Below are 21295 nucleotides of genomic sequence, written 5' to 3' on the forward strand. Positions count from 1 at the left end.
TCAGAGGAATGGATTTCAGGATGTCGTCAAATGATTGCTGCTGCATGTCTCACCTCTCAAATGCCGAGTGGAATAGACGCACGAAACAGTATAGTCAGAGATGACAACACTTAATGTGAACAGAGCCCAGTCGTTTCGTGACAACTGGAGCACCTTAACACCACATGAAAAAATGGGTTTATTGACTACATTACAAAACGTCGAACTCCATACTGATGAGTTATTTGCTGCATGTGAAAAAGGTTTATCAACAAAAAAACCAAGAAAATGGAAAGAGAGACTACAAAGGCTGCTAGAACAATCGCATTCGTTACTCGACAATATCACTCAGCTAGAGAGTGATACAAGCAAGGATCCAGCCTATCGCTCTGATCATGAAATAAGAGTACAGGATATTGAAAAAACAAAAAACAGCCTAACAACACTTATTTCACAGATAGAACCATTAGTTCAACCGTCAATAGCCCCCACAGCAAAAACAGAACCGAGTAAAAAGACTGATACAGAAAAACCTACTCATACTTTAGATGATGACCTACAGCAAATAGAAGTCATTTTGAAAAAGAAAGAAGAAGAACTAAAAACAATCAAACTAACACAAACCACTGCGATTAATATTGATGAAGTACTTTTAGAAACCCATCGATCTCCTGATGAAATTCATCAACTAGAACAAACTTTTAATCGAAGCATCACTAAAAAAAGAGGTAAATTCACCGAGAGAATTGGGAAAATTGTTCATTTATTGAGTTGTGCATATAAAATCCACGTATCTCAAGAGTATGACATGACTGAATTATGCCAGAATCACTTACACAGACTGGAAATTAAAGCTGAAAGAAATCAAACTTTTTCACGTTTATGGTTTATCTACGCTCACGTAGAACAACTTCAAAGCCAATTCCCACAAATCATGCATCATTTATCTGACATCAAAGAACTGTTTACTGATGATGCATTCAAAAATGCTTGTAAAGTCGCATACGACCTCACAAAAGAAGCTTGTAAACTAAAAGAATCTGAGGCTGAAAAATTAGCCAATATTTTACAAATAACCTTAGAAACTTATACTTTAATTTTTGAGGCTAGAATTAACCACGACATTGAACGGGTCATATATTTAGCTGATTTATTACATCAGACCATGAAAGCATTAGAAAATACAACATTACACCGCTCTGATTGGTATCTAGAAATCTACCAGAAACATCTATCCTATATCATTGATCTTCCAAACTATTGCGAGGTTTGTTTTCATAATAATTACATAAACTCCGATTGTGACCAGACCATTTTCGCACTAGAAAATATCGCAGAAAAAATTGGCATTGAGAAACTGACAGACATACTGAACAAAACCTGTAATGTATTATATAAACGTGGAAACATTTTATTTACTTCACATATCATTATCTGGCAACTCAACAAAAAAATACAACACCCTGGCATCAAAATTTCATTACTAGAAAATACGCAAGAGCTCTATGTAAAACTGACATGGGATCAAACCAAGCATGGCACACAATTCATGGTAGATCACAAGGAACCGTGTGAATTTATGCTTATGCAGGCAGAAACAAAACTTGCACTTGGAAATGCAATGAAAAAGTTTATGATCATGAAAGATGATTATTCCTTTTGGAAAGATGCATTAACATTAGAATCAGATCAATCTAACCATGAATTTTGGATGCAGCGTTTTAACCAGTTCCAACCTGATGCTCACATAGCACAAATTAGAGACTATCTATCAACCTTAAGCAATCAGGAATCAGAATTAACAAAAGTATTTGATTTTTCAGAAAGTCTTATCAATGAGGAATTATCCGCTCAATCCGTTCATGAAACACTAGAAAAACTTTCCGTAGAAAAAACATTAACTCTATTGCATGATACATACTGCAAAATAAAGACAACAGGATTATTGCAACAAAAATACCGCAATCCATCACTAGAAGCGGCATCTGTTCTTGTTAGACATAGTGAAGTACTTCAAGGCATCGGCGACCAAATTTCTCCTGACTACCACACAAACCACGGACAAATCAAAGTGCATCTTCATGCAGCTATAACTGCATACAAGCAGGCCTTATTCATGGAATTATTTTACTATAAGATATTTAAAATACATTTTTCTGAGCAATTCACAGAATTTTATAAAAATACTGATATACCACAACCGAATCCGTCAAGAGTGTTATCATTATGGCAAGCACTGTCTAGAACTCTATTAGAGCTAGACCGTATTGGAGCAGGCAGCAGCGTTGAATATTGCCGCTTCGTTGAGGACACCTTTAGGGACTATCATGAGGAACTTTTTCAACTTGCAACCAAGCAGCCCGGTTTTATCAACGAAAATCTAGACTTTCTTCAGCATAGAGTACGCTGTCTATGTATCGCAGGCCATGATCAAGCATCACTATCAACCTTAAACATATTGCTAAGTGTACTGCCAAAACACCCTGATGGAGTTAAATCTTTGGAAAGGCATTCAAACCCACTACCACCAGGTTTTCTTGATCGCCAGTTCGATCAATGCAGAAGGTATATGAGAAAACTGCTTCAGGCTGTGCAAGAGCAGCCTGTAAATGTGTTAGAAAGTGCCAAAGCATTGGTTGAATTCACCCATGAATTTACAGAAACCCTACAGGCACATGACGTACTCACAAAGGGTTCGTCTTGCCCTGTTAGACTCCAAGCGCAAACTGCTGCTGCCTGCAGCAAAGAGCTAGCAGATACTCGTAATCTATGCCTTGAATACCAACCTTATTTAGCAGGATTAGAAGAAATTCAAAAAAATCTTCAAACTGCTCAATTAAGGACTATCAAAACATTTCCAACTGACATTGAAGATATGACTACAAACATTCAGCAATTTTCAGTTGATGATATTTTAAATATGCTAAATTACTCACTAGATAACATTACAGTTTTTGAAACTGTATTTACTAGGATAACCAATATCAAACCACAACAGCCTACTCATCCATTACCATTAAGAATCATCCAGGATAATTTATTATCACTATCTCAATGCACACAGGACTTCCATAAAAACTACACCTGTCTACACGAACATCTTTGCCAAACATACCAGTACACAGAATTTAAAAATGATTCCGGCGACCACATTGTCAATCTAACAGGAATGATTCAGCGCCTAGGAAAATTATCACTTAACATCCATAATGCTATTGTAAAAATTTCTGAAGTAACAACAGATATATTATTAAATCACAACATGCCACTTAGAGAATGCTATTATAATATAACAACTTTTAGCAACACTGCAGAATGGCTAAAAATCTTATTAAGAATGCCATCAAAAACCGCTAAAAAAACCCAATACACCTTAGTAATACAACCACTAAAAGACCATTTAAAAATCACAAGAGAACTCATAGATAAAGATACTCGACTCTCTAAAACATCACTTCAAAGAAAACCTCGATTTTTGCTCAATACCATTCACATTTTTACACATCAAGTTCCTGACTTACTGATAGCTTGTGATGCTCTATCATCCTATCTTACGTGTTTTAGAAGGGGAAAACCGTTTTTTGATGACGAAAGAAACTGTCCAACTCGTGAAGAGCTAAAAGACACCTGTCAATCCATAATGGAAATCATTAAAGAAAAGCAAAGAGCATGCTCAAAAAAAATACCTAATAGCCAGGAACATTCTTATCAGCAGACTCTCCATCAAATAGTAACATCATTTACATCCTCAATTGACATGTGTGATTCGCTTGCAAAAGATATGCAGCTTGAGCATAGAAATTTATTTAGCAGAGTGATCCCAGTATTAGCTTTACAAAACTTAAGAAAATTTCAAGAAGATTTAAATCGCAGGCTGTTGCACTACAAAGCAACATTACGTGCTCAAGTCAGGGTGACACATAATAGATTATTTTCAGAAGAGCTGGCGCCAGATAGTACTGACAACTAATACTAGATGATAATAAACGTCTTTAATAAATCTCTATTATAACTGCAAACACATCCATAACAATATAATTTCTACTTTGCCTGCCTACAAAAAATTGTCAGAATTACCGACAGTGTACTGAATAAGAAGTAAAACCATGTCACATCAGCAAAACCCAACCTTGGGGGTACTCTTTGGTATCGCCACAGCGGTGATTGGCAGCCTCGCAGGCGCTGCCACTAAACATCTTGCCAGTTCCGTTTCCGTTGCCCAGATTGTCTGTTTCCAATACCTGCTCAGCTGCCTGATTTGTACACCCTGGATTGTTAAGCACGGGCTGAACGGGCTCAGGACACAGCGTATTGGTCAGCACCTGATCCGAGGACTCGCAGGCTGGGCCTGTTTCTATACCTACTATCTGGCACTGGCTCATACGCCCTTGGTTGATGCTGTCCTCCTACGCAATGCTGCGCCCCTTTGGGTTCCGCTGGTTGTGCTCTGCTGGAGTAGAATCATGGTGCCACGCAACCGGTGGCTCCCGATGGGCATCGGTTTTATAGGTGTGATATTGGTCTTGCAGCCAGGTAATGATGATATCGGCTCATGGCATCTTATCGGTGCATTATCAGGGCTGACACTCGCTATTTCCATGGTGGGCACACGCCGGCTTTCTGAAACAGAACCCACCCAAAGAATACTTTTTTATTATTTTTTCATTTCATTTCTGACCAGCGCACCTCTGGCTGCCCATAGCTGGCAACCGATTGCCACCGCTGACTGGCCACTGATGTTTTTTGTCGGCATTTCAATTTACCTGCTGATGTTCTTCTATACCAAGGCCTACAGCTACGCCCCAGCCAGCCTGATCTCGCCCCTGACGTATTTCAGCGTGGTCTTTGCCGGGCTGCTTGGCTGGCTCATCTGGGGCGACAAACCCGGCATGTTGAGTCTTGCCGGCATGAGTCTGGTGATCATCGGTGGACTGCTAACCGTCCTTCTGGGTAAAAAACCATCCTCAAAGTAGGTAAACTATTGTCACGGACTCGTGTCACTGAATAGCTCAAATCCGCATGGCGGCTTCCAACAACGGGTTGGCGCCAGTAAACTTAGCGCTTTTGCAGGAACCGCGACAAGGAATGACTACTCACCAATACATTATCGCCTGGGCCGTCTACCTGGTTGGTGCCCTGGGTTGCCTGGCTGTCTGGTGGCGCATGACACGCCCCTTCGGCCAGGGCTTTCCACGCCGCTTTCTCCGTATGATTGCCGCCTTTGCGATCCTGACACCGGCCATATCGAATCCGGGCATGGGGTTTCTGGGTCCTGCCCTGCTGGTCTGTCTCTTCGATGGACTCTCCCATGGGCCGGAGGCCATGCTGCGTACAGCCCCTCTCGTGCTGATCAGCCTGCTGGTTGCAACGCTCCTGGCGGCGCTTGGCGGCCTGTTTATCAAACCCCCGAAAGACGATCGCAACACGGAACAACCGAAGAACACCAACCGGCCTCGCAAAGAACCTGCTCTGTAAGCTCGTTGTTGATACTATGACAACCGGTTTTACGTGCGCTCTGGCGATTCATTAGCACTGTAGACAAGAAGTCCCGAAGTACGGATAAATCATCATGTGTGAACTGCTTGGCATGAGCGCCAATGTGCCAACCGATATTTGCTTCAGCTTCACTGGCCTGATGCAACGTGGCGGCCGTACCGGCCCCCACCGTGACGGCTGGGGTATCGCCTTTTATGAAGGAAAAGGTGTTCGTGAGTTCCGGGACCCAAACCCGAGCTGTGACTCAGAAATCGCCAACCTTGTACAGAATTACCCGATTAAAAGCCACATCGTCATCAGCCACATCCGCCAGGCCAATGCCGGCCGTGTCTGCCTGGAAAATACGCATCCTTTTATGCGGGAATTGTGGGGGCGTTACTGGACCTTTGCCCACAATGGCCAACTACCGGGCATTAGAAGCAAAGCATTGAAATATTACTTACCGGTCGGCACAACAGACAGTGAGCATGCTTTCTGCTGGCTGATGGATCAGATTCGTGAACGGTTCCCCATTCCCCCCAAACGTCATACGACACTGTGGCGTTTCATTCACCAGTGCTGTGAGCAATTACGGAAATTCGGTGTCTACAATATGCTGCTGAGCGACTCCCGTATACTTGGCTGTTACTGCAGCACCAAACTGTGCTGGATTACCCGCCGAGCCCCCTTTACGACCGCCGAGCTGAAAGATGCCGATGTCACGGTGGATTTCAGACAGGAAACAACCCCTGAAGATATTGTCTCTGTCATCGCTACAGAGCCACTGACTCATAACGAAGAATGGCATGCCATGCATGCTGGCGACATGATTGTGTTCAAGAACGGCGAAACACAAATCATGTTGTAGCCACGAGAATCCGTTTGAATTAGTTAGTGACTTGTAGCATTAGATGAAAAAAGGCGACATAACTGGCAAAGGGTAATGAATGCAGGCCGCCTTTAAAGTCGGCCTGTGAATGACTTACTGAACGTTTTCAAGCCCTGTAAACATACCTTCAAACAAGGGCGATGACAGGTAGCGCTCACCAGAATCCGGCAGAATCACGACAATCTTTTTGCCTTCATTTTCCTGGCGCGCTGCAACACGCAATGCAGCAGCCAGTGCCGCGCCGCAGGAGATGCCGCACAGAATGCCCTCTTCCTTCATCAGGCGATGCGCGGTTTCCATAGCTTCTTCATTGGTGACCTGCTCTACGCTATCAACAAGCGAAAGATCCAGGTTCTTTGGTACAAAACCGGCCCCAATGCCCTGAATCTTGTGAGGAGCGGGTTTTACTTCCTCTCCGGCCAGCGTCTGGCTGATCACCGGAGAGGCCACCGGTTCAACGGCGATACTCGTGATCGCCTTGCCCTTTTCCTGCTTGATAAAGCGGGAAACACCAGTGATGGTACCGCCTGTGCCCACACCAGCCACCAGAATATCAATACCGCCGTCAGTATCTTCCCAGATTTCAGGCCCGGTCGTCTTTTCATGGATGCTTGGGTTGGCGGGGTTTTCAAATTGCTGGAGGAGCAGGTAACGGCCCGGATCGCTCTCAGCGATCTCTTTCGCCTTGGCAATGGCACCATTCATGCCTTTCGCAGGCTCTGTTAATACCAGCGTTGCACCCAGCGCCTTGAGAATCTTGCGGCGCTCCAAGCTCATGGATGACGGCATGGTCAATGTCAGCGGGATTCCACGGGCAGACGCCACGAAAGCCAATGCAATGCCGGTATTTCCACTGGTTGGTTCCACCAGCTCCATGCCGGGCTTGAGCCGACCGGATTGTTCCGCATCCCAGATCATGCTGGCGCCGATACGGCACTTGACGCTGCCGGCAGGGTTACGGGATTCAATTTTGGCGTAAATCTCATAGCCCTTGCCGATGCGGTTCAGTTTCACCAGCGGCGTATGACCGATTGAGAGGGAGTTATCATCATAAATCCGGGACATTATCGAGATCCTTTCTAGTAGGCGTTGATAACAAAAACCACTGAAGTGATGCACCACTATAGGGAAACACCGTATTCATTTGAACGATGAAAAAATAATTTACAAATAACTGAAATGCATATGTAAGCACACTGGAATACAGAATGAACGTGTTAGCGCAGCAGTGTTCATTGTCGGGCTGGTCGGTGTCCGTTTGCAGCAGCGGCAGGGATGCCGCGGTAGCATCGCAAGGCAGGACAGCCTTGTCGATGCGGCGAAAAACGGACACCGACCAGCCCGACTTTCCCGCACCAACCACAACACGAGACATCAAAAACCACTCACAGTCACGAAACAAACGCCTATCCTGACACTGGCAACGATCACCTCCAGACACCTTCCGCCAATTGCCAATAATCAAACGCTTGTTTAAAGTAGCGCCAGATACACTAATAACAAGCATTCAACGCAAGGCCCGGAAGGCCGAAACGACGGAAAGCACATGACATTCAAGAGCACTGACCAGTATATCGCCACCGATGAATTGCGCATGGCTGTCAACGCCGCCGTTACCCTGCAGCGTCCGTTGCTGGTGAAAGGTGAACCGGGTACGGGCAAGACCATGCTGGCAGAACAGGTGGCGCAGTCCCTTGGCAAGCCGCTGATCCAGTGGAACATCAAATCCACCACCCGCGCCCAGCAGGGTTTGTATGACTATGACGCCGTATCCCGCCTGCGCGATTCCCAGCTCGGTGATGACAAGGTTCACGATATCAATAACTACATCGTCAAGGGCAAGCTCTGGGAAGCGTTCACTGCCGATGAACAGGTGGTGCTGCTGATTGACGAAATCGACAAGGCCGACATCGAATTCCCGAACGATCTGCTCCAGGAGATCGACAAAATGGAGTTCTATGTGTACGAAACCCGCCAACTGATCAAGGCGAAACAGCGGCCGATTGTCATCATCACCAGTAACAATGAAAAAGAACTGCCGGATGCCTTCCTGCGCCGCTGTTTTTTCCATTACATTAGCTTCCCGGACCAGGACACCATGAAAGCGATCGTGGATGTCCACTTTCCAGATATCAGCCAGGATCTGGTGAGAGAGGCGCTTGAAGTCTTCTTTGATGTTCGAAAAGTGCCCGGATTGAAGAAGAAACCTTCGACTTCAGAATTGATCGACTGGCTGAAGCTGCTGCTGGCCGATGATGTGCCGACTGACCTGTTGCAACAACGGGATCCCAGCAAGGCGATTCCACCGCTCTGCGGTGCGCTGGTCAAGAATGAACAGGATGTCCAGCTGCTTGAAAAACTGGCATTCATGGCACGTCGAGCAGGACGTTAATCCCATGCTACTGACTTTTTTCGATACCCTGCGCAGCTTCCGTGTGCCGGTCAGTATCCGGGAATACCTGGATCTTGTTGCGGCGCTGAAATCTCATCTTGCCTTCGCCAATATGGACGACTTTTATCATCTAAGCCGTGCGGTACTGGTAAAAGATGAACGCCACTTTGACAAGTTCGACCGGGCGTTTTCCGCCTATTTCGAAGGTCTGGAAGACCTGGATAACCTGCTGGATGCACTCATCCCGGAAGACTGGTTACGTAAGGAATTCGAGAAATACCTTTCTGACGAAGAAAAGGCCAAAATTAACAGCCTTGGTAGCCTGGAAAAGCTGCTGGAAGAATTCCGCAAACGTCTTGAGGAACAGAAAGAACGCCATCAGGGCGGCAACCGCTGGATTGGCACCGGCGGCACTTCACCCTTCGGTGCCTATGGTTACAATCCGGAAGGGATCCGGATTGGTCAGGATGGCGGCCGTAACCAACGTGCGGCAAAAGTCTGGGACAAACGGGAATACCGTAACCTGGACGACAGTGTTGAACTGGGCACCCGTAACATCAAGATGGCACTCAGACGACTGCGTAAGTTTGCTCGAGAAGGCGCCACCGAGGAACTGGATCTGGACGGCACCATTCGCTCCACTGCTCAGTCCGGCGGCATGCTGGACATCAAGATGGTCCCGGAGCGTCACAATAACGTGAAAGTCCTGCTGTTCATGGATATTGGCGGCACCATGGATGCCCACGTCAAAGTGTGCGAAGAACTCTTCTCAGCCATCCGAACAGAGTTCAAGCATCTTGAGTTCTTTTATTTTCATAACTTTATTTATGAATCTGTCTGGAAGGATAACTACCGGCGGGATTCCGAACGCATCCCGACCCTGGATATCCTGCACAAATATGGCAGTGACTATAAAGTGATTTTTGTCAGTGATGCCGCCATGGCGCCTTATGAAGTGACTCATCCCGGTGGCAGTATCGAGCATTGGAATGATGAAGCCGGCTCCGCCTGGATGCTCCGGTTTATGGAGAAATTCCGTAAAATCGCCTGGCTGAATCCCTACCCTGAGAATGCGTGGGAATATACCACCTCAACTACTATTATCCGTGAACTGGTAAATCACGAGATGTATCCTTTAACGGTCAAGGGCATTGAAGATGGGATGCGCTACCTGAGCCGTTAAACACATGTATTCAAGTCATAACTGAAACCAGCCGACCTTAATATTCGCAGGTACAGGCCGTCGTACATATAGGCTGAAATATCAAGTTACTAACAATACCAGCAAAGGGAAAGCCAGCTTCTATGTAGGTTAGCGATTGGGATTATTACTGATTAGCGCCTGTAGAGATTGCCCTGTCAATCTGACACAGTGCACTCTTGTTTTTCGTCACGAGATTTGACAATAACCTTTTACTCTTCAGACATCTGCTTGAGCCTGTTTAGTGCAAAAACCAGAATATCGTCATGTCTGCTTTTTTCTTGCCACAGGTTAGTCGAGCCTGTGTTTTTTAATAACTCACGAACATGAACAGCATTATACATACCCACATCCAACTCTCTTATTTTCTGATACTCCTCGTCATCCATTTTTTGGTATTCCGTTGGCATAATGGCGATATTCACCCTTTTATTTGACTGTAATCTTGCCAGGTTATCTCCCGCATCATTAACGGCCTCTTCACCAACAGTAAAATCAAAAACATAGTCTATTCCATTGCTCTGGAAATAATTTTCAAGGATCCCCAGCATTGCATTCATCGTTTCCATCAAAGCAAGGTTTCTTGATATGACGAGTTTTTTATCTCCCAATTGTTCTTTCGAGGGTATTATCTTTGAAAGCACATTATTACAATATTCCGCATCACGCCGTCCTAATATATATAAACCGTTAACCGGCCGCTGATAAACTCTGCGTAGACATTCTTCCCTTGGCAGCATTAACTCTAAAAAGGCATTAGTCATAAAACACTGCTGCCCTCGCGTCAATATCTTATGAGTTGACTCAGGATAATGCTTTAACAGGTGCTCAGCATACTGCAAGTTACCCAGAACAAATTCCCCAGCAATTTCCACCCCTTCTAGCCCGTCCTGACCCATAGCATTGGAGACAATATGCATATCTCTATCATGAATACTGACTTTGGGTAAGAAATCAACATCTGAACTCACAGTAAACTGTGGATTTTTAGCCAAATCAATTTCATTATGCTTCTGCTCAGACGCTCCTTTATCTCCAACCGTTATCATTGGATGTTTCAAACCAATATAATTCATCCCATCACCATCCTTGGACTTATGAAACCAATAGTAAAAAAACGATAACGTAAAAATACGTTTGTACCATTCTAATAAATCTACACCTATTTCAGATTATCAGTCTATATATTGAAAATATATCGCCCTGCCCTGCATAAATACCGACAGGACAAGGCTTGCTACCGATATCCACTCAATTTATCAGATAACACCTAATGCAATCATCGCATCTGCCACTTTGGCAAAGCCGGCAATATTGGCGCCACGCTGATAATTGATCGTGTCACCATCGCGACCATACTGCAGCATACGGGCATGAATATCTTTCATGATGGTCTGCAAGCGACTATCGACTTCTTCACGGCTCCAGCTCAGGCGCATACTGTTCTGTGACATTTCCAGGCCAGAAACCGCAACACCACCCGCATTTGCCGCCTTCGCAGGTCCAAACATGATCCCTGCCTCGTGGAAGACTTTAACACCCGCCTCACGGGTCGGCATATTTGCCCCTTCAGCCACCAGCCGGCACCCATTACTGACAAGGTCACTGGCGTCGGGCGCATCAATCTCATTCTGGGTGGCGCAGGGGAAAGCCAACTCGGCAGACACTTCCCAGGGACGCTTGTCCGCATGGTATTCAACACCATCGAACGCATCGGCATACTCTTCAATACGGCCGCGGCGCTCAAATTTCAGTGCCTTGATCCATTCCAGTTTTTCCGGTGTGATGCCCTGTTTGTCCAGAATGTAGCCGGAAGAATCAGAGAGCGTCAGTACCTTCGCGCCCTTCTGCAGCAATTTTTCTGCGGCATAGATCGCCACATTCCCCGAACCAGAAACGATTGCTGTCTTGCCATCCAGCCGTTCGCCTTTCACATCCAGCATATTTTCAGCCATATAGACGGCGCCATAGCCTGTCGCTTCAGGGCGAATCAGGGAGCCGCCGACAGCCAGATCCTTACCTGTCATCACCGGTGTCAGCTCGTTGGTCAGTCGCTTGAACTGGCCAAAGAGATAGCTGACCTCACGGCTGCCAACACCGATATCCCCGGCAGGAATATCCGTATGCGGGCCGATATAGCGGTAAAGGTGCGTCATGAACGCCTGACAAAAGTTCATGATTTCAAGGTCTGACTTCCCCTTGGGATTAAAGTCAGAACCACCTTTCGCGCCACCCATGGGCAGCCCGGTCAGACTGTTCTTGAAGGTTTGTTCAAAGGCAAGGAATTTCAGGGTATCCAGAGTGACATCCTTATGGAATCGTATCCCCCCCTTGTACGGTCCAATGCAGTTACAGTGCTGCACCCGATAACCCCGGTTGGTGCGGACATTATGTTCATCATCCACCCAGTTGACGCGGAAGGTAATGATTCGGTCAGGCTCCGTCAGGCGCTCCAACAGATCCATGCGGCGATACCGCGCGTTAGCCTTCATGAAGGGCAGCACATCAGTGGCCAGTTCGTGAACCGCCTGGTAGAAATCTTCCTCGCCAGGGTTCCGGCGGGCAAAACCCGCCATAAAGCATTCCAGCACCTCTTCGGTGCTCATACGTTCAATGTCCATGGATAGTCTCTGTTAAACGGTGAGAAAGGGTTGCTCCAAGAATAGCAGTCAAGCGTCTGGTATTCGGTAATAAATAGTTATGCTTCTGTCATCCGTTGTATTCAGCGAACGGCCATATCCCTGACCGCTGACACAATCGATTCCGTCAGATCAATCTGGTTGCTTTCGTGGCGGATGGTATTGCAGCTGATCACGGTATCAACATACCCTTCCTGCAGCGCCTGCATGGCCCGACCTGCAAACAACGGATGAATGACGATACAGACAGCTGGCTTACAGTCATTCTCCTGCAGAAGTCGGGCAGCCTGTAGAATTGTGGAACCAGTAGAAACAATGTCGTCGATCAGAACGGGGGTGTGATCGCGGTATTCAGCCAGCCTGGACGCCTGCTCTGCTGAGTCAGCAAGACCCACATTCACGTCGCGATCACCATAGCGCTCCTTCGCGAGCACCAGGTAGGGCGCACCACTGAGTTCAGCGACAGCTTTCACCCATTGTTCGCTCTCTTCATCAGGGCCAATCAACACCGGCTTTGCCACTTTTTTCATCATCCAGGGGGCAATGGCGTGACAGGCACTCAATGCTACCGACTCCAGTTGATAAAGCTCATTCAGTGAATGGAAACGATGCAAGTGGGGGTCGACAGTGACCAGCCAGTCAAAGCAGGTTGACAGCATGTGAGCCACGTAGCGGGAAGTCACCGCCTCACCGGGAGAAAAACGGTCATCCTGGCGCATATAGGCCAGGTAAGGCGCCACCAGGCCAATTCTTCGGGCGCCCATTTCCCGAAGGTTTTCTACCAGGAATAACAGGCGCAGCAGTTTGGTGTCAGGATCATTCAAGGCGCACTGAATCACCACATCACGCCCCTGGCATTCACTGGGAACATTCAGCCAGGTTTCCCCATCAGGAAATTGCCGCCATTCCAGTTCACAGGCCTCATAGTCGAGGCTGGACAGCATAGTTTCAAACAATGGACGATTATCATCCATTAAAACCAGCAGCGGCTTGCTCATTACGGGGTTACACCTGTTGTTAGCAATATTAACTGGATAGGCAGAATGCCATGAGTCTAGGAAGAATCCCGCGCATGTAAATAGATGCAGATCAATGCCGAGGCAGGCAGCAAAACGTGATGATAAAAATATCCACCCTATAAGACCAAAGTCCAACAACCCCAAAAACAACCAACATTTCGATAAATAACAGTAACTTAAAGACACATACCAACATACTACCGTTTTGAACCTGCTAATCATTCAGCGGTCTAAATAGTAATAACAGCCACCAATCAACCTGTAAGCAATATATACATTCAGGCAGAACGGATTCCTTGGAGATATTTATGGCAAGTGTAAATAGTGACAGTCAGGTTTACCGACGCCCAAGCATGGGTGCGGATACAACGAATGAAGACGGTACGGCTTCGTTCAATGGAAGGCAAACTACTGAAACCACCGGTATTGCCTATATAAAGCAATGCTTACAAGATTTCGCAAGATGGTGGAGGGACTTACCTGGGCGCATACAAACTTTTTTTATCACACACTGCCGATGCTGCGCATGCGATCCAGATAAAACCCTATTGATTGGCGATACTACGGGCAATGATGAATCAGACATACCAAGCGATAGACGAACAGACAACAATGGAACAGCAGAAGTTATTGTCGACACCTCAGAAGACCCAAGTGACACAGTGTTTCACGACAGGCCTGATGCCCTAACAGATATTGAGCCAACAGGGACATCAAACACCTCCAGCGTCACAGATTTACCATCTCCACTATCGCTGCCAAATCCAAAACCTGAAATCCCATCAACGAAGGGTGTGATCCGCGTAGAAGAGCATGACTTCCAGCTTGAAGCTGATGACGCTATGCCAGAAGACGTCATAAGAAGGCGGTCTGCAGCTTTAACTCTTCCCATGGACCATGATTCCTTGCCACAAAATCAGGAATGGGCTACTAACAAACCAACAGGTATAGTAAGACCTCACCAGCTATCAGTTAGGCTATCATTTCCCAGTACTGAAGGCGAAGCAACAATTAATGTAGTCAATACACCTGCCCCTAATACAGCAGCATTAACTGAAACACCTAAAACAGATGATTTAGAAGACAGTATTGATCCATACCGTAAACAGGAACTGTTAACCGATCCCTCACTTGATAAGCGTAACCAAGATACAACGCACTCATCAATGACAGAAAATCATCTCGATGGTAGGTATCCTCCAACAGAACCGTCAAACCATGATACTCTTGCAATCCCTGATTATTATCCAGAGAAGTGTAATGGCATAGATAATTCAACCAGCAGCTCACATGATGAAATGCCTATTTTCATGGACTCGGAGAGTCGGCCAATCGATTCATCTTCATCTAATAGCTCCGTTGATCAAACACCCTATCAACCCAATGAATCATGCTTACAGGAAGATGCACAAACAGCATGGGCACCCGGTTTAATGCATATTGAAGAAGGTACAACAATAAGTCACCTCTCAATGGATGCTGCAAGCATTTTCTCTACATCAAGCATTGATGCACAAGCGTTTAATGGCTATCGGAAGTTTACAGGCGGAGTTATGCGAAGCCTTACACTGCCTCATGAATGGCAAAAGCCTCATCTCTTATTAAGACGAACGGTAAGCGCTTCTGATCTGACTCTCTTTGATAGCGATAGAGATGATGACTACAGCGTTTGTTCAGAAACAGACATGGAGGCCATAGACAGGCTGAATGACGTTGAAGAAATGCTAGAAATGGAAAGTACTTTATCAGGCTCCTGTACTACGCTTTCGCCGGAGTCACTTTCTTCACGTCATAGTTCTCTTGGGGCTACCATTGGAGCAGCGGCCATGACACCGCCAAAACCTGAAGTTTCCTATGACCGTAATTCGGAAGCTTATCTTCATATGGTGCGCATCTTCGTTTACATGCTAAACCTAACAGGCAAAATAGATCCAAAGAAAGCAGATAAAATAAGTATGAGTGATTACGAAGGTATCAATCCTTTTGAAAAAGGCACGACAAGAATAAAAAAAGAATACATTTGGAAACTGAGGCGTGACGGTCAAGCTTTTTCAAAAATGAGTAAAGCAGCCACTTTCATAAGGGAGTCATTACAACAAGCACAACAGAATTTAGAGCTATACAATTTACTAAAAAAAACTAAAACACTACAAGAAATCAATGCCGAACATCCATTTCCCCGCCTTATTAGCGATCAAACAGATGAGGGAATGAGGATAATAGAAGAAGAAAGACAGAGAGAAGTCCATACTACTTCCAGAGAGCGCTTGGTTGCAGAAAACGTTCCGGCAACCGAAGATGACCTTAATCTCAATAGACACATTGTTGGCTGGTTAATTAAAGACTCTGTAGAAATCATTCTTCTTGATTTTATTGACCATTTAATTGAAGAAAGCAAACGACTAAAAAATGAAGACAAAGTTATGAACAGGCTACGTGGCGGCAACTTCAGTCTAGAAGCAGCAAAAGAGAACTGTATATTGGAGCTTGAATTTAAAGCGCTCGAAGACTTAATGGCAAATGAAAAAATGACTGAAGATGAAGTCAACCATGCCATACAAAGAACAATAGAACTGATGAATCAAATAGAACTATTTTGCCAAAAATACAAGACGAAAAAGCTACCCAGCAAGTTCAAAGAAAAACTCCGTAACAAAACACCGGGACAAATGACACTACCCGCATTAAGAGATGTGTTAGAGGTATTCGAGGCAAGAAAAAACATACTATTAAAAGCCCAGAAAACAGCGACAGATGATGTCAAATCGAGTGAGCAGTCTAAGACAAAATTTGATTAATCAATAAGGGCACTGTCACGGTTGCAGCGCTCATAAGCTGCTGATCATACAATGACGAGTTATCAGCCTCATCCAAGTTTAGCAAAATGGTTTTTGCTCCGTTTTGTTTTGCCTCAAGGACAAATCCCGCTGCCGGATACACATTGCCGGATGTGCCAATGGCAACAAAAAGATCGCAGTCAGCCAGCGCTTCATAGATCGTATCCATATACAGCGGCATTTCATTGAACCAGACAATGTGGGGCCGCAGGTTACCCGGTGCCCCGCAACAGCGGCAACGCGATTCTGGCAGTATATCTCCATCCTGCGGTTCAACCTCACCGGTTACCACACAACGAGCCATCCGTAATTCACCGTGCATATGCAGCAGATTTTTTGACCCGGCCCGTTCATGGAGATCATCCACATTCTGGGTCACCAACAGAAACCGGCCATCAAAACGCTGCTCAAACTCAGCCAGTGCCCGGTGCGCTGCATTGGGCTCGACACAGGCCAATTGCCGTCGGCGCTGATTATAAAAATCCTGCACCAGGGCGGGATTGCGGACGAACCCTTCCGGTGTCGCCACGTCTTCAATCCGGTGATCTTCCCACAGGCCGTCACTGGCCCGAAAGGTTCGCAGCCCTGATTCCGCTGATATGCCAGCCCCCGTCAACACGACCACCGAATGGTATCCCACCATCGTGTGCTTCCACTTATTGTTTCCGTTGATAGACCGTAGAGAAAAACACTTTTTTCTCGCTGTCCGCCGACAGGTTGACCGTCAGTGCTCCATCATCCGCAAGTTCAACCCCCTTGAGCTGGTCGACCCGCAACAGGTCACGGTCCTCATCCATGATCCGCAGCTGCACCATCTCTTTCTTCCGGTTTCGGATCACCAGCTGCCATGAAACAATCAACTGGTTGACCTGTTGGCGCACATCCAGACGGCTGCGCTCAACTTCTACGGTGTAGGCCTCGCCCTGCCCCAGTAACACCTGCGAACCGGCTGCAGACTGATCCATCACGCTTTCACCGGTCATGAACAGCCGACCGTTGTTGTCTTCCTCAAACACACGCACTCTGCCAGCCGGCAGGTCTGCGGGTGCTGTGAATCGAATCATCTGGGTCGGATGCCCCTGCACCGGTCGGTTGCCAGGCTGGGACTGCCCATAAAAACGATATTGGTAATAATGTCCGCCTTTCAAATCATCGATGACCGACAACCGGATTTTCTGCCGACTGCGGGGGGGCAGATTATGGTGTCCCGGTACAGCAGTGAAATACAGGTCCCCTCTGCGCTGCGACTGGTTGTCCATCTCTGCCATGCCGGCCGCATAGCTCCGCGCCATCATCACCTGCGGCACCGCACCGGTATCACCGGATGCCAACTGAATCGCCGCATGACGGTAATCACTGTCAGAGTTGTTGGCCAGCAGGGCGTCATGAATCAACGTCATGCCTTTGCCCTCGCTGTCTGTAATCAACTGATACCAGGTCTGATAGCCCAGGTTCTGATTGATATACGACAATGAAACCGAGCTGGCCGGTTTTTCAAGGCTGAAATCAGCCATCAGGGGAGGCGCCAGGCGCTGACTACCCAGGGGACCACGGTCAAGACTGCGGATCATGACGTCACTATCCGCTGAAAACACTTCCTGACGCCCCGATGCCCATTGCAGGATACCGGTGCCATTACGCCAGTAGACCAGCCGCCCCTTGCTGGGCGCTTCAACGCCGTTGCGATACACCTCAACCTCATTGCCCAGCATGCCGGCAATCAACTGCTCACGGTTGTCCGGCGGCTGAAGCCAGCTAATGCTGTCCGCATACTGATCACCGCGTTTGCTTTCCGTCCACAATTGCAGACTGTCCATTTGCCAGGAATGGTAATCAGGCCGCAAAGACAGTTGACTCTGCCCCTCAGGCAGCTGGGCGGGCACCTTTTGCTCAACGACGCCTTGGTCGGTATAGAGCATCAGCTGGGTTTCCGTGTTATCAACACCGGGTTCCAGATTGATGGGATCCGCTGCCATAACACTGCCCGATATCAAAATGGCAGCCGCCAGTAGAGTGGGTGAGGTTTCACGACAAGCCATAAGAAGTTCCCGCTAATGAACAACCTCTGCAAGTATCCGCTTCCATACTGATTACCGCAACTACCCGAACCTATAACCGAAACCACCACAGATTCAGCCGTAATCCCCTGCAAAAAACAACACTACGTGACGGCCTTGTCAGTAATCGTCGGAACCCTGATTGTTTATCAACCCCTGATCCATTAGGATGCCCGGTTTTACACAAATCATACCAATACTGATGGAAAGCAACGTTCGTTCACCGGGCAACACAACAGGAATCCTGGCCACAGTGCCGGAGCATACCCTGTGGATTCTGGTTGCCCTGCACATACTGGTAATCTCTGCCAGCAACTACCTGGTACAGCTGCCTTTTACCCTGTTTGGCTTCCACGTCACCTGGGGCGCTTTCACTTTCCCGCTGGTCTATGTTGCCACCGACCTGACCGTTCGGGTCTACGGCGCGCACCTGGCACGACGCATTATTGCCCGTGTCATGCTTCCTGCACTGCTGGTGTCGTATGCGATCTCGGTGATGTTCCATGAAGGCACCTTCCAGGGGCTGGGCACACTGACCGAGCTCAACCTGTTTGTGGCGCGTATCGCCTTTGCCAGCTTTTCCGCTTATATGGTGGGTCAGTTGCTGGATGTCACCGTTTTCAACCGCCTGCGCCGACTCAAAGCCTGGTGGGTGGCGCCAACGGCATCGTCTTTTATCGGTAATGCACTGGATACTGTCGTCTTCTTTGCCGTGGCGTTTTACAACAGCAGTGATACCTTCATGGCCACACACTGGGTCGAGATTGCCTGGGTGGATTTTGGCTTCAAGATGCTGATTTCAGGGGTGCTGATGCTCCCGCTCTATGGCGTCATCCTGTCGACCCTGCAGCGCTATATCACCATGGCACCCGCCCAGAAAGCGCCCTCACTCAACAATATCTGATCCATTGTCTGCATGGACAGGTGCATGAAACCTGTCCATGGGCGCACTTCACCCAATCAAATAAAACTATCCCGATCATTAATAGCATTGATTGGGATTATCAGCGCGCGCTCTCCATACTGACCGTAAACCCACGCAAACAGACTCCGGCCTGATAGATCAACCGGGTACAGGGTTACGATTCACCAAGGAGAGACACGATGATTCCTGCCATCAAAGTGAAGGACTATATGCAGACCAGCATTGCGTCTGTATCACCGGACGCTACGCTGTCACAGGTGCTGGATGCCTTCATGCATAACGATTCCGCCGCACTGCCCGTCAGCAACGCCACCGGCCAGCTACTGGGCGTGATCACCGAGCAATCCGTACTGGAACGGGCGATGCTGGCCAGCTACCACTGTGACCTGAATCTTCAGGCGATGGATATCATGGTTACTCCTGAGACCAACGTATCCTCGGAAACGGATATTCTGATGCTGGCAACCACCTTAAAGCATCAGCCTGAAACCACCACATTTGCTGTCGTTGACAATGGCCGCGTGAGTGGCATGATCCGACGGAAGGATATTCTCAAGGCGCTGGCGGCCGGTACCGCAGCCTGCACCCGACACTAAGAATCCATGAAAAGAAAAAGGCAGCGAATGCTGCCTTTTTTGCTGATTACAGGGCGGTGATCAGGAGGAAAAGATAGCGTGCGGCGATCCCTGCACAGATACCCCCAACCGCATGGGCCAGTATCGCCTTCGATGTCAGTATCCGCTTACCGAGTGTATCCAGCATCGCCGTATGGGTACTGAGGAAACCACTCCAGCACATACCCATGGCGGTGAATACGGCAATATCACTGCCAGTGACTATGCCCTGCTTCAGGAACGCTGGCACCATGGAGATGGCTGCGCCAACCGCACCCAGTGAGGTGACCGGAAACGCCACCAGCTCGGGACTTTGAAAGCCAAACAGCAGATAAAACAGGCCAGAGACATGACCCGCCAGTTCCGGTAACAGTGCGACGCCTTCAAAGGCACTGCCGGTATAGCCACCTTCCGGGTGACTAAAGGTCAGCATCATGACAAAGGTGCTGATAATCAGAACACCGGGAATAATCGCCAGCCCCAACTCAACGCCAGACTTACCCCCATCCAGCAGCGAATCCAGGCAGCGCAGCCAAACTGGCTGCTGTGGGCCTTCTTCAGACTCATCATCCGGCAGATCCGACTCAACGACGGAACGATCATCGCTGACTTCATCACGGATAAACCACTGCATCAGCCGAGTTGACACCATGCCACCCACCATTGCACCTGCCAGACCAATCATCGCCGGCTTGAAAAATCCGCCGACCTGGCCTGATGGGCCATCCTGCAGGGTAGCCATAAAGGTTATCACCACCAGTCCCATGCCAAAGGCCGTACCAAAGTTAGTGAGTGAAATCAGCTCACGCTCGGTGAAACCCTTGCTGTAGCGCTCATCTCTGGCCAGGCTAATAATCGCCGGGTTATCAGAGAAAAATGTCATGAGTGCTGCCAGTGACGCGCGGCCAGGCAGGTTGAACAGCGGGCGCATCAGTGGCGCCAGCAGTTTTTCGAGCAGTCCTACAACACCGAACTCCAGCAACAGCCGTCCCAGTGCACCACTGAGAACGGTCACCCCCATGAGATACAGGACAGTATTCAACAACAACTCATGGGCGGTCTTCATCAGGGTATTGAACATGTTCGTCACCCCCATGGTATGCCCGAGGTAACCGAACAGGCCTCCGAGCACCAGCAGCAGGATGACAGGTTCAAGTTGACGACGGGATATACGAAGCGATGGCGTACCGGTTTTTATCAAGAGGAACGTCCTGCGGGTTATCAGCGGGAATGGATGTTGTCATGATCGTGGCAGGCTGGTCGGACGC

General features: G+C 47.7%; 17 protein-coding genes. 9 read left to right on the forward strand and 8 right to left on the reverse strand.

Features of this window, described 5'->3' with window-relative positions; all coding sequences use genetic code 11:
• Positions 1-100 precede the first annotated feature (100 nt).
• From KHS78_RS00005 to KHS78_RS00020, 4 genes are all read left to right on the forward strand, one after another.
• The gene (locus KHS78_RS00005) at positions 101-3949 is read left to right on the forward strand and encodes a hypothetical protein (RefSeq protein ID WP_211824004.1); all 3849 of its coding nucleotides are present in this window, start codon (positions 101-103) and stop codon (positions 3947-3949) included.
• 136 nt (positions 3950-4085) lie between these two features.
• Positions 4086-4952 carry a DMT family transporter gene (locus KHS78_RS00010; RefSeq protein WP_211824006.1) on the forward strand — a complete coding sequence of 289 codons (867 nt, stop codon included), beginning with the start codon at positions 4086-4088 and terminating at the stop codon, positions 4950-4952.
• A 112-nt stretch (positions 4953-5064) separates the two neighbouring features.
• A complete protein-coding gene (locus KHS78_RS00015; RefSeq protein ID WP_211824008.1) occupies positions 5065-5454 on the forward strand; it encodes a hypothetical protein in 390 nt (129 codons plus the stop codon).
• A gap of 94 nt (positions 5455-5548) precedes the next feature.
• Positions 5549-6322 carry a class II glutamine amidotransferase gene (locus tag KHS78_RS00020; protein ID WP_211824010.1) on the forward strand — a complete coding sequence of 258 codons (774 nt, stop codon included), beginning with the start codon at positions 5549-5551 and terminating at the stop codon, positions 6320-6322.
• Positions 6323-6436: 114 nt separating this feature from the next.
• Here the strand turns inward: KHS78_RS00020 and cysK are convergent, their stop codons facing one another.
• Positions 6437-7408: a cysteine synthase A gene (cysK, locus tag KHS78_RS00025; RefSeq protein WP_211824012.1), complete on the reverse strand. Its 972-nt coding sequence runs from the start codon at positions 7406-7408 to the stop codon at positions 6437-6439.
• A complete protein-coding gene (locus tag KHS78_RS00030) occupies positions 7392-7718 on the reverse strand; it encodes a hypothetical protein (RefSeq protein WP_211824014.1) in 327 nt (108 codons plus the stop codon). The genes cysK and KHS78_RS00030 overlap by 17 nt, the downstream gene beginning before the upstream one ends.
• A 171-nt stretch (positions 7719-7889) precedes the next feature.
• Here KHS78_RS00030 and KHS78_RS00035 point away from each other — a divergent pair, with 171 nt between their 5' ends.
• Positions 7890-8735, forward strand: coding sequence for an AAA family ATPase (locus tag KHS78_RS00035; RefSeq protein ID WP_211824016.1), 846 nt, complete (start codon positions 7890-7892; stop codon positions 8733-8735).
• A 4-nt stretch (positions 8736-8739) separates the two neighbouring features.
• Positions 8740-9918: a vWA domain-containing protein gene (locus KHS78_RS00040; RefSeq protein ID WP_211824018.1), complete on the forward strand. Its 1179-nt coding sequence runs from the start codon at positions 8740-8742 to the stop codon at positions 9916-9918.
• Positions 9919-10148: 230 nt separating this feature from the next.
• On the opposite strand, the gene KHS78_RS00045 is transcribed toward KHS78_RS00040, so the two are convergent.
• From KHS78_RS00045 to KHS78_RS00055, 3 genes are all read right to left on the reverse strand, one after another.
• The gene (locus KHS78_RS00045) at positions 10149-11012 is read right to left on the reverse strand and encodes a hypothetical protein (RefSeq protein ID WP_211824019.1); all 864 of its coding nucleotides are present in this window, start codon (positions 11010-11012) and stop codon (positions 10149-10151) included.
• A 183-nt stretch (positions 11013-11195) separates the two neighbouring features.
• Positions 11196-12557, reverse strand: coding sequence for an NADP-specific glutamate dehydrogenase (gene gdhA / locus KHS78_RS00050; RefSeq protein ID WP_425513946.1), 1362 nt, complete (start codon positions 12555-12557; stop codon positions 11196-11198).
• A gap of 101 nt (positions 12558-12658) precedes the next feature.
• Complete coding sequence (locus KHS78_RS00055) at positions 12659-13573, reverse strand: ribose-phosphate diphosphokinase (protein WP_211824021.1); 915 nt, start codon at positions 13571-13573, stop codon at positions 12659-12661.
• Positions 13574-13902: 329 nt separating this feature from the next.
• Between KHS78_RS00055 and KHS78_RS00060 the strand changes: the two genes are divergently transcribed.
• Entirely contained in the window at positions 13903-16392 is a 2490-nt protein-coding gene (locus KHS78_RS00060; protein WP_211824023.1) for a hypothetical protein, read from the forward strand.
• Here KHS78_RS00060 and cobB read toward each other — a convergent pair.
• A complete protein-coding gene (cobB, locus tag KHS78_RS00065; RefSeq protein WP_211824025.1) occupies positions 16373-17074 on the reverse strand; it encodes a Sir2 family NAD+-dependent deacetylase in 702 nt (233 codons plus the stop codon). The two genes, KHS78_RS00060 and cobB, sit on opposite strands and share 20 nt — an antisense overlap.
• 13 nt (positions 17075-17087) lie before the next feature.
• Complete coding sequence (locus tag KHS78_RS00070) at positions 17088-18470, reverse strand: DUF4139 domain-containing protein (protein WP_211824027.1); 1383 nt, start codon at positions 18468-18470, stop codon at positions 17088-17090.
• 220 nt (positions 18471-18690) lie between these two features.
• Between KHS78_RS00070 and KHS78_RS00075 the strand changes: the two genes are divergently transcribed.
• Together KHS78_RS00075 and KHS78_RS00080 are read left to right on the forward strand one after the other, a co-directional pair.
• The gene (locus tag KHS78_RS00075) at positions 18691-19392 is read left to right on the forward strand and encodes a 7-cyano-7-deazaguanine/7-aminomethyl-7-deazaguanine transporter (RefSeq protein WP_211824029.1); all 702 of its coding nucleotides are present in this window, start codon (positions 18691-18693) and stop codon (positions 19390-19392) included.
• 200 nt (positions 19393-19592) lie between these two features.
• The gene (locus tag KHS78_RS00080) at positions 19593-20009 is read left to right on the forward strand and encodes a CBS domain-containing protein (RefSeq protein ID WP_211824031.1); all 417 of its coding nucleotides are present in this window, start codon (positions 19593-19595) and stop codon (positions 20007-20009) included.
• A 46-nt stretch (positions 20010-20055) separates the two neighbouring features.
• Here KHS78_RS00080 and KHS78_RS00085 read toward each other — a convergent pair whose 3' ends face one another.
• Complete coding sequence (locus tag KHS78_RS00085) at positions 20056-21228, reverse strand: nucleoside recognition domain-containing protein (RefSeq protein WP_211824033.1); 1173 nt, start codon at positions 21226-21228, stop codon at positions 20056-20058.
• Between the last annotated feature and the right edge of the window lie 67 nt (positions 21229-21295).

Origin of the sequence: Kistimonas asteriae (genome assembly GCF_018263925.1) — a bacterium.
GTDB lineage: Bacteria > Pseudomonadota > Gammaproteobacteria > Pseudomonadales > Endozoicomonadaceae > Kistimonas > Kistimonas asteriae.